The organism is Helicobacter sp. MIT 01-3238, assembly GCF_003364135.1.
Classification (GTDB): Bacteria; Campylobacterota; Campylobacteria; order Campylobacterales; family Helicobacteraceae; genus Helicobacter_B.
Window position 1 is genome coordinate 42745 of sequence record NZ_NXLN01000019.1, and the last position, 10762, is coordinate 53506.

The following is a 10762-nucleotide window of genomic DNA, read 5'->3' on the forward strand; positions in this document are numbered from 1 at the left end:
GTAAAGTAAGGAAAAATATGACACCTTTGAGTGTGAGTGCGCTAAACACACAGATAAAATCCCTTATCGAAACGACTTTTTTGCAAGTATCGCTAGAGGGGGAAATCAGCAACTTCACGCTACATAGCTCAAGCGGGCATTTATACTTCAGCCTAAAAGACGAAAAAAGCGTGATTTCGTGTGTAATGTTTAGAGGCAATGCAAAAAGTCTAGATTTTACCCCACAAAACGGCGAAAAAGTGCTACTAAAAGGCACACTAACTGTGTATATCCCGCGCGGTAGCTACCAAATCATCGCCCAAGAAATGCGCCCAAGCGGACAAGGCGAGCTAGCTCAAAAATACGAAGCCCTAAAGAAAAGTCTAGAAAAAAAAGGTTACTTTGCAAAATCGCTAAACCCAAAACCCTTCCCTGCTTTCCCCAAAAAAATCGCCCTGCTTACCTCTCTAAATGGTGCAGCCCTCCAAGATATGCTAAGGGTGGCAAACACTCGGTGGAATCTAGTGCATTTTGTCGTGTTTGATACACTCGTGCAAGGCGAAGAAGCAAAGCACAAAATCGCCCAAAATATCGCTTATGCCGATAGTTTCTATGGCAGCAAAGAAGCCTTTGATATTATCGTGCTAAGCAGAGGTGGTGGGAGTATGGAGGATTTGTGGGCATTTAATGAAGAAATCGTAGCAGAAGCGATATTTCACGCACGCACACCTATCATCTCTGCAGTGGGACACGAGATAGATTTTGTCATCAGCGACTTTGTAGCAGATATGCGAGCACCTACACCAAGCGCGTGTATGGAGATGATTTTGCCAGATAAAAAAGAGTGGCTTATAAGGCTTGATGATTTAGCCCAAGCACTAGATTTTGCCTTTGGCAAAAGGCTAAAAAAGGCAAGCGAGGCTTTGAGTGATTTGCGCTTGATATATGAGTCTATAAGCTATGAGACAAAGCTAAAAAACCACACCAAACAGCTAGAATTGCAAAAAGAATTGCTAAATAATGCGATAAATGCACGACTAAAAGAAAAATCCCAAAATCTAGCCTTGCTATCTCAAGGTTTTAACCTAGATATGATTTTTAAGCAAAAAAAACTTATCCTAGAATCACTAAGACAAGCCCTGCTTTTGCAAAATCCACAAAACAAAATCAAAGCAGGCTATGCCCAAATCTCACGCAAAGGCGCAATCACTCCATTGCAAGACTTGCACATAGGAGATGAGTTTGAGCTATGTGATGGCAAGCTAGAAGCAAAAGCCAAGCTGATATGAAGCCACTAGATAAACCAAAATCACAAAAAACTACAAAATAGCTTTACAAATCTAGCGTTTTTCACAAAAATCTAAGCACAGCTTATGATAAATCACTGCACAAAACCTAGTAGGCACTCATTCTCTTACCACTCACTTTGCCTGCACTAAAAATTTTTGAGAAATTTATCACAAGCAAAGTCTAAAAACCACAAAACCCCACCCTATCATTGCTAGTTTTTGCCTAGCTTTTTTACAATTTTCCTCTATGACTTTTTTGCTTTTTTCTCTCAAGCCTTTCTCAAATCCCCTCAATATATTCGCGCACTTTTTGGACAATCCAATCAGGCGTGCTAGCCCCCGCTGTGATTCCACAAGTCTTTTTCCCGCCAAACCACTCCTTTTTGACTTCGCTCTCATCTTCGACTAGGTAACTGTCCTCGCAATTTTGTTTAGCGATATGTAGCAGTTGCTTGGTGTTTGATGAAGTCTTGCCACCCACGACTATCATAATATCTACTTTTTGGCTTAGCTCTCGTGCGGCGTTTTGATTGTCAAAAGTGGCATTGCAGATTGTGTTAAAAATCCGCACTTCTTGGCATTTGGCGATGAGAAAAGAAGCGATTTGGCTAAAGGCTTGGATTTGTTTTGTGGTTTGAGAGATGAGGGCGACTTTGCGCGGGAGCTTTATCGTTTCTAGTTCGCTAGGGCTTGAAATCACTATCGCACCGCCATTTGCATAGCTCATCACGCCTTTTATCTCTGGGTGCTCTATATCCCCAAAAATCACGATTTTATACCCCTCATCACTCATTTCTTGAGCGATTTGTTGAGGCTTGGTTACAAATGGACAAGTCGCATCGACAAGATTAAAATCTTTTTTTTGAATCTCTTCTAAATCATCTTTGGGAATCCCGTGCGTGCGGATAATAAGCGTGCTTCCCTCTTTTTGATTATCGATTGCTTCTCTAAAATTCTCGTGCAAGCCCACGCTAAAATCCCGCTTCAATCGGTTGATTTCTTGGTAATTGTGTATGAGCGGTCCTAAAGTGTGTGCGCCTTTGTTTTTCTCTGCGATTTTTATCGCCCTCCTCACACCAAAGCAAAATCCGTGTTTTTCAGCAAGTAGCACTTCCATAGTATTCCTTTGTAGTATGCCTTTGTCATCTATTTTGCAATCTGTATTTCTGCGACTTGAGATAAAATCTCCAAAAAATTAGGAAAAGAAATATTCATACAAGATTCATCATCAATTTGCAATGGCGTGATAAGCCCAGCGATAGCAAAGCTCATAGCGATTCTGTGGTCACCAAAAGATTTGATTTGTGGAATATTTTTTTGCCCTCCTTGCCCGCTCTTGCCAAAATCGCCCTTTTTATTATCGCTAAAAAACCCTCCACCATAGATGATATAGCCATCTTCCCTCTCCTCATATCCCACACCAAGTGCGGATAGATTTTGTAGCACAGCTTTGATTCTATCGCTTTCTTTTACGCGCAGTTCTTTTGCGTTTTTTACTTCACTTACGCCATTTGCCAAAGCCATAGCGATACTAAGCGCAGGTAGCTCATCAATAAGCCACGCAATATTTTCCTCTACTTTTACACTTGAGAGAGTGCCACTAGCGACATATATGTCGCCCACTTCCTCATATTGTGTTTTTACATTTTCATAGCGGATTTTCGCGCCCATTTTTTCTAGCACTTTGTATGCTTCTATGCGCGTGGGATTTAGGGCGACATTTTTTAGTAGCACTTCGCTATTTGGCGTTATAGCTGCTGTAAGTGCGAAATAAAACGCGCTTGATGGGTCAGCAGGCACGACAAAATCTAGCGGTTCTAAAGCACGAGATAAAGGAGAAATATAGATTTTGCGTCCGCTTAAATTTTTTGGGCTAGAGCCCGCGCTATCAAAATCGCAAGAATCTGCTTTGGCTAGACTTTCTACCTTTATAGGTGCATTCATACCTGCTAGCATTGTCTCGGTATGTGCGCGAGTGAGGGTTGGCTCGATATATACGCTTGGGGATTTTGCGTGCAGGGCGGAGAGAATCATAGCAGATTTCACTTGCGCACTTGCTATTTGGCTAGTGTAGCTAAAGCCCTCTAGCTTCTTAGCAATGATACTAAGCGGTGCTAGCCCACCACAGCGACTAAAGATACTAGCACCGATACTCCTAAGGGGCAATATCACGCGATTCATCGGGCGAGCACAAAGGTATCTATCCCCACTTAGCACGCAATAAAACCCACCCTTTTCACTAGAATCGCTAGAATCCACATTTGATTCTTTTGGCATTTTCTCACTTCCTGCTAGCCCTGCCAAAAGCCCGATATATAGCCGCATAGCTGTCCCTGCATTACCACAATCAAGCACGCAATTTGGCTCGATAAATTTCTTTGGTGGGGTAAGTTTCATCACACTTAAGCCACTAGAATCTAGTCTAGATTCTACGCCCAAACCCAAAGACTTAGCAATATTTAATGTGCTAATAGTATCCCCAGCTTGCAAATAGTTGCGCACGATACTTGGTTTATCACAAAGCAGGGCAAACATAGCACTTCTATGCGAGATAGATTTATCAGGGGCGATAGAGTCTAGCTCTAAACAAAAATGCGACTTCGCTTTGGGAGAAATGCGTATCATACTTTTAGTTTTGCACCAAAGGTGGATTCTAGGAGTGCTAGCACGGCTTGGATACGACTAGATAGCTCCTCCTCACTAAGGCTAGAATGCTGTGGCACAAACACAAGCCTAATGGTAAGCGCAAAGCCATCTTTCTCATAAATGTCAAGCGGATATGCTTTGAATAGATTTTCTATACCCGCTTGCAAAATCGCATTTTGTATATCTATGAAAGGAATGTCCTTGTCTATTAGCACCGTTATATCACGCTCATTTGCGTGCAAGCGCGAAGTAGGCAGGGCTTTGCTCACTGCAAGGCTTGGAATCTCATAGATTTCAGCAAAAAAGCTCTCATCTATTTCTAGCTTTGCTTGCAATGTTGGATTTAGCTTGGCTACTATGCCGACTTTGTGCCATAGACTTTGGCTAGATTGCTCCAAATCTTTTGCTTGATTGTCTTGCGCTTGGGATTCTTGGGCTTCTTGGCTAGATTCTAGCACGATAGATTCTAGCACAATAGATTTTTGGCTTGGCACAAAGACTTCAGCGCAGATATATGGGTGGGCTTGGCTTGGTGGAGTGCTTGGCTTTGATAGCCTAAACTCACCGATGATACTAGATAGCACTTCACAAAAGCTATAAAAATCCCATTTTTTTCCTTTTGGGTAGGGATAGGATTCCCCTCTTTCTAGCCCGCTTACTGCAAGCGCGAAATGCTCTTTTTGCTCTCTTTTTGCGTCATATACTGCACCGATTTCAAACAATCTAGCATTTTTATAGCCTAGATTTTGGTTGCGCTTGATTGTCTCAAAAAGTGCGGGCACAAGGCTACTTCTAAGCGTGTCTAGCTCGGTTGTGATAGGATTGCTAAGCTCTAGGGAGGACTCTAGCGTATCATATCCCCACTCTTGCAGTGTGCTTTTTTGCTGAAACAAAAAATGTATGCACTCATAAAATCCACTTGCCAAAGCGCGAGTGGCTAAATCTCGTTTGTTTAGATAGGACTTAAGCGTGGGTGTGTGAGTATGTGGCTGTATGCCTAGATATGGCACAAGAGGGATATTTGCTATGCCATACACTCGCAAAAACTCCTCTGTAATGTCCTGTTGGGAGTGAATATCGTGGCGATATGCTGGTGGAATGATACGAAAAATATCCGCCTCGCCATTTGCTTCTATGCGAAAATCTAGCTGCTTTAGAATCTGTGCGATTTGCTCCTTTGAGACGGACTTGCCTACGGCTTGGCTGATAGCTTCAAAAGAAGCTGTTATGACAATCCTATCTTTTGCTTCTTGCATTTCAAGCTCTTGATAGCCCGAGTAAAGCAAACAATCACTTCGAGAGTGCAAAATCTCACAAAAGAAATTCATACCTACAAAAAGCTGTGGGTTTGCCCCACGAATAGAGCGATAAGTAGTGGCTTTGTCTTGGGCGATTTTGTGTGCGAAAAGGCTTTGGGCTATGATATGAGGAGAGAGGAAACTCGCTTGGATAACCACAAGTAGCGAAGTATCCTCCTCTTTGTCCTCGAAGTCTTGTGCATCTTGCTCACTATCTTGCTCATCATCATCTCGCCCTACAAAAGATTCTAGCTCGTATTTTTTTTGCGGTGCAAAATCACTTGAATCGCCATTTACTGCTTCGCTATTTGTAGCGACTTCTGCATTAGCTTGCTTTGATTTTGCGCTTTTAGAAGCACTTGAATCCGTGTTTTGCGTTTTTGCCCCCTCCTCTATGAGAGAAAAATCCGAGCTAAAATCCGACCCCTTAAAAGAGGTTTTTACCCCTATGACACAAAGTTTGTTATCCTCTTTGTCATAGACACACTCAAAGCCTTTTTCATCTTTTTGCACCTTTAGCGTAGCAGGTAGCACGCTATTGCTAGGAAGCGCGTAAATATCAAGTAGCACACCTGTCATAAAGATAGTGAAATTTTTGTGATTTTCTAGAATGCTTTTGGATAGTAAGCCGTTGTATGAGAGGATAATCTCCTCAATGATAGAGGGATAGACTTTTTCTATTTTTGCGACTTTATAAAGCAAAAGCGAGTCGATATTGCACTTTGCTATGATATTTAGCACTCTGCCTACACCTAGTGCTACCGCGCTTTCTCGCTCTCTTGGCAATGATATATATGTGTCAAACACCCCTGCTAGCTCGCGTGCGATACCTAGCACACATAGACAATCACCACGATTTGGTGTGAGAGAAACCTCCAAAAAATATTGATTGAAAAAGGGATAATCACTTAGCTCCCTGCCAAGCTCTAGCTCACCCACACTAGAATCGAGCACCATAATGCCATCATTTGTCTTAGCACAGCCTATCTCACTAGATGAGCAAATCATTCCATAGCTTGTTACCCCTCTTAGCACACTTTGCTTGATTTCAAAAAACGCCCTTTTTTCGTCTTTTGCATCCTCCTTTGGTGGTAGCTTCGCACCCTCCAAAGCAAGTGCTACAAATTGATTTTGCGCTACATTTTTTGCGCCACACACGATTTGCAAAGTCTGACTTCCAATATCCACTTGACAAACGCTAAGTTTATCTGCATTTGGGTGGGGGGACTTTGAGACGACTTTGCCGACAACCACACGCTTAGAAACCTGAAGTTTCCACACTTTTTCCACTTCGATTCCAATGTCGTTTAGAACCTTAGTGATTTTGTCTATGTCATAGCCCTCTAGATTTACAAATTGGGATAAAAGATAGGTAGAAATAACCATCTAAGATACTCCTAAAACTGCTCTAAAAGGGCTAAATCATTCTCATACAAGCTACGCATATCGCTAATCCCAAGACTTAGCATACAAAGTCGCTCAATCCCCATACCAAAGGCAAATCCACTCACATTCTCATACCCCACAGCTTTGAACACATTGTCATTGACAAGCCCACAGCCAAGCACTTCTAGCCAGCCACTATGAGAGCACACACGGCAGCCATCTCCCCCGCAAAAAACACACGAAATATCCACTTCCGCACTTGGCTCTGTAAATGGAAAAAACGATGAGCGAAATCGCACTTTCACTTCGCCAAACATAAATCGCAAGAAATTCTCTAGCACATATTTGAGATGAGCAAAGCTCACTTTGCCTACCTCATCGACTAGAAGCCCCTCGATTTGATGAAACATAGGCGAATGTGTCAAGTCATAATCTCGTCTAAAAGTCGCCCCCGGACAAATCATCTTGATAGGTGGCTTTTGAGATAGCATCGTGCGGATTTGCACAGGGGAAGTATGTGTGCGAAGTAGTTTAGAATCATTGAAATAAAAAGTATCTTGCATTTCTCGTGCAGGGTGGTATTGGGGGATATTTAGCGCGGTAAAGTTGTGAAAATCATCTTCTACTAGCGGTCCCTCACACAGCTCATAGCCCATACTTATGAAGTATTGGATAATCTTATCTTTGGTATAGTTTATCGGGTGTCCCACACTGCGCCTTTGCGTGCCACCAAACAAACTCACATCGATTTTTTCACCCTCTAGTGAAGCGTGAAGTTTGGCAGATTCTAGCTTTTGCTTTTGTATGGTATATATGGATTCAAATTCATCTTTAAGTGTGTTTAGCTCTTTTGCTTTTTGCTTTTTTTCCTCTTGGCTTAGCTCTCTAAGAAGTGCAAACTGCTCTGTCAAAATCCCCTTTTTGCCCAAAATCTCTATGCGTAGATTTTCCAAATCTTGCAGATTTTGGGCAGACTTTAGCTTGTCCCAAACCTCATCAAAAGCCTTATCAAAAACAGCCATTTATACGCTCCTAAAAATAGCTTTATTCGCAAAAGCACACAAACAAAATCATCTAAGCCAAAATCGATTTTGGCAAACTAAAAATAAAGACTTCACACCAAAAATACAAAATCAAGGCACAAAATCCCAAAAAAATCCTAAACCCCCCTAAAAAAGCCTAAAAAACCTTAAAAAAAATAAAATCCAAAATCCCCACTACCATAGAATCCAAATAACTCCCCTCCAAAATCAAAAAAGAAAAATCAAAAAGCAAACCCCAAAAGCTATCAAAAGCACTATGCAAGCAAGCCTAAAAACACCATTATCCCAGACATTATCTCTTCGAGAATTGAGGGCTTCTGCGGGCTTTTCGTTTGCCGTATTTTTTGCGCTCTACCACGCGTGAATCGCGTGTAAGCAAGCCTTTTGGCTTAAGTATAGCGCGGAAAGCAATATCATAGCTATTTAGAGCTTTAGAAATCCCGTGCCTCAAAGCCTCTGCTTGTGCAGAATACCCACCACCAAAAGCACTAGCTTCAATATCTACGGATTTTTCTTGCTTGGTTAGCACAAGCGGTTGTAGGACTTTTTTCTTTATCGCTTCGTGTCCGCCTAGCCACATATCTAGCGTTACGCCATTGATGATTAGCTTGCCACTGCCAGATTTTAGCCAGACTTTAGCGATTGCGCTCTTTCGTTTGCCTGTTGCGTAGATTTTTTTTGCCATAGTGTCTTTCTCCTTTATTTGTCTTTGCTTGTTTTATTTGTGTTTTTTGAGCTACTTTTGGCGATTTGGGCGGTGTGTGGGTGCTCCTCGCCTGCATAGACTTTTAGCTTTTTTATCATAGCTCGTCCAAGTTTTGTTTTGGGTAGCATTCCGCGCACTGCGAGATAGTATAGCTTTTGTGGGCTTTTTTCTAGCATTTCTTGGAGTGTCTTTGATTTGGTGCTACCAAAGTAACCAGAATGCGTGAAATACTCCTTATCTTGTAGCTTCATACCAGAGAAAGCCACCTTTGTAGCATTTACCACCACTACGAAATCCCCACAATCCACATTGGGCGTGAAAGAGGGCTTATGCTTACCTCGCAAAAGTGTGGCGATTTGGGTGATTAGCCGTCCGAAAGTCTTATCCTTTGCATCAAGCAAATGCCACTCACGCACGACTTCGCTAGCGTTTATGGATTTTGTCATTTTGTCTGTTTTTGCCATTTTTGTGTCCTTAAGATTAGCGTTTGTTACAAAGGCAGAATTATAGCGTTTTTATCTTAAGCCAAGCTGAAATTATGCAATTTTTAAGGTTTGGCACTCTCTAAGTATCACTCTACCAAAGCGACAAAATCAAAAAACCTAGAATTTACCAACGCAAATTCTCACAATAACGAAAAAGTGGCTAGCAATGACAAGTCGCTTAGTTCCCCCCTCCCTTGCGGAGGGGGTTTGGGGGTGGGTAGATACCACCTCCGCACTTCAAGTAAAGCTAGCAACTGCCAATAAACACAGCACTTCGTCATTGCGAGCAAGTCGCAAGACTTGCGTGGCAATCCATAAGAAAGGCAAAGACATAGATTGCCACGAATCGCTTCGCAATTCTCGCAATGACGAATCTTTCCACGCTTTTTACGATGCAAAAGACACCCACCCCCAAACCCCCTCCGCAAGGGAGGGGGCTTCAAGAAGTTTTCCTGTAAATAAAACTATTTGTCATACTGAGGGCGTAGCCCGAAGTATCTCAAAGAATATCTCAAAAGATTCTGCAAACAATGCAAAACAAAAAAAAGAGATATTTTGCTTGTCCTCAATATGACAAAAAATCAAAATGTGCAAAATCCTTTGGATATTTCGGTTTTTGCGAAACCTCAATATGACAAAGTTGATTTTATCGCGAGCGAGTGCAAACCAATCAGTTCCCCCCCCCCCTTAGCACGAAGCGATTTAGGGGTGGGTAAATCCAGTCATTCCACAAATCCTCTACATTTTGCACTAAAACTGTGCAAATCACACTCACACTACCCAAAACCTAGCAAAATCTCTAATAAATCCACAAAAATCAACATTTTTTGCACAATCTTAACAAAAACTACGAAAAATCTAAAAACCTTAAAAACCGCGTAAATCACGCGCTTTGCGCCCACAAAATTTTCCGTTTTTTTTTTTTTGTTTTTTTGCTTCGTTTAAGGATTATTTAAGATATATTTACCTATCATTTACCCTGTCTTTTTGATTTTATTTTGTGAAATATCGCGAAATAATCGACACATACCAAAAGGAGCAACAAATGAAACAAAACCAAAAATCTCTACGCGCAAGCAGTGCAATCTCGCACCAAACGAGAGAGAGAGAGAGAGAGTAGCTCACGACTAGAAAGTTCCCCCTACTTTGCAGGTAGCAACTCCACTTATTCCCCATCCACTTACGAAGAACAATCTGTAATTTCCCCCTCCCTTGCGGAGGGGGCTAGGGGGTGGGTAAATCCTACCTCCGCGCTTCAAGCAAAGCTAGCAACTGCAAACGACAAAAACGCAACTGCTAGCAATGCAAATTCCGCAAGTATCTCAAAAGCAAATATCTCAAAGCTAGATTCTGTCATAAGTGCAAAATCTGTCAAAGACACCCACCCCCAAACCCCCTCCGCAAGGGAGGGGGCTTTTAAAGTCGCCAACTCCGTAATTTGTCATACTGCAAAAACACCTTGTCATACTACAATTTCTTGTCATACTGGGGGCGAAGCCCGAAGTATATCAAAAGATTCTGCAGATAATGCAAAATCTATTATTTGTCATCTTAAGCGAAGCGAAGCATCTCAAACAAAACAAAAAAGAGATATTTCGCTTGCGCTCAATATGACAACAAGAAAATCGCTCAATATGACAAAAAATCCAAATGTGCAAAATCCTTTGGATATTTCGGTTTCTACGAAACCTCAATATGACAACCCAATCGTCATTGCGAGCAAGCATAGCGAGCGCGGCAATCCACAAAATAAAAAACCAACCTCCCGCAAGATAGCCCTATCTCTCCTCACAGCAAGTGCGCTTGGCAGTGCTAGCCTAGAGCTAGCCATAGCTGGAGATTGTGTCATATTGCAGCATAGCACTACTGTTGGTGCTACAAGCAAAAGAGTAGAGTGCACAGGCTCTTTTAGTGCTAGTGAGTTTCAAAG

General features: G+C 42.0%; 9 protein-coding genes. 3 read left to right on the top strand and 6 right to left on the bottom strand.

What is annotated here, in order from left to right; all coding sequences use genetic code 11:
* The first annotated feature begins 17 nt into the window (after positions 1 to 17).
* The gene (gene xseA / locus CQA40_RS07465) at positions 18 to 1268 is read left to right on the top strand and encodes an exodeoxyribonuclease VII large subunit (RefSeq protein ID WP_115520260.1); all 1251 of its coding nucleotides are present in this window, start codon (positions 18 to 20) and stop codon (positions 1266 to 1268) included.
* 280 nt (positions 1269 to 1548) lie between these two features.
* Here xseA and CQA40_RS07470 read toward each other — a convergent pair whose 3' ends face one another.
* The 6 genes from CQA40_RS07470 to rplM form a co-directional block, all read right to left on the bottom strand.
* A complete protein-coding gene (locus tag CQA40_RS07470; protein WP_023927153.1) occupies positions 1549 to 2385 on the bottom strand; it encodes a 4-hydroxy-3-methylbut-2-enyl diphosphate reductase in 837 nt (278 codons plus the stop codon).
* Positions 2386 to 2414: 29 nt separating this feature from the next.
* Positions 2415 to 3893 carry a 3-phosphoshikimate 1-carboxyvinyltransferase gene (gene aroA, locus CQA40_RS07475; protein WP_115520261.1) on the bottom strand — a complete coding sequence of 493 codons (1479 nt, stop codon included), beginning with the start codon at positions 3891 to 3893 and terminating at the stop codon, positions 2415 to 2417.
* On the bottom strand, positions 3890 to 6598 hold the full coding sequence (gene ytpR, locus CQA40_RS07480; protein ID WP_115520262.1) for a YtpR family tRNA-binding protein: 2709 nt from the start codon (positions 6596 to 6598) through the stop codon (positions 3890 to 3892). Before ytpR ends, aroA begins: the two co-directional genes overlap by 4 nt.
* A gap of 11 nt (positions 6599 to 6609) precedes the next feature.
* Positions 6610 to 7620 (bottom strand): phenylalanine--tRNA ligase subunit alpha, encoded by a 1011-nt coding sequence (gene pheS, locus CQA40_RS07485; RefSeq protein WP_115520263.1) that lies wholly within the window; start codon positions 7618 to 7620, stop codon positions 6610 to 6612.
* Positions 7621 to 7933: 313 nt separating this feature from the next.
* Positions 7934 to 8326 carry a 30S ribosomal protein S9 gene (gene rpsI / locus CQA40_RS07490; protein ID WP_115520264.1) on the bottom strand — a complete coding sequence of 131 codons (393 nt, stop codon included), beginning with the start codon at positions 8324 to 8326 and terminating at the stop codon, positions 7934 to 7936.
* Between the two features lie 14 nt (positions 8327 to 8340).
* The gene (rplM, locus tag CQA40_RS07495) at positions 8341 to 8793 is read right to left on the bottom strand and encodes a 50S ribosomal protein L13 (RefSeq protein ID WP_034560772.1); all 453 of its coding nucleotides are present in this window, start codon (positions 8791 to 8793) and stop codon (positions 8341 to 8343) included.
* 205 nt (positions 8794 to 8998) lie between these two features.
* Here rplM and CQA40_RS07500 point away from each other — a divergent pair, with 205 nt between their 5' ends.
* Positions 8999 to 9406 (top strand): hypothetical protein, encoded by a 408-nt coding sequence (locus CQA40_RS07500; protein ID WP_115520265.1) that lies wholly within the window; start codon positions 8999 to 9001, stop codon positions 9404 to 9406.
* A 505-nt stretch (positions 9407 to 9911) separates the two neighbouring features.
* The coding region (locus tag CQA40_RS07510) for a hypothetical protein (protein ID WP_147290182.1) at positions 9912 to 10762 on the top strand (851 nt) is incomplete at its 3' end.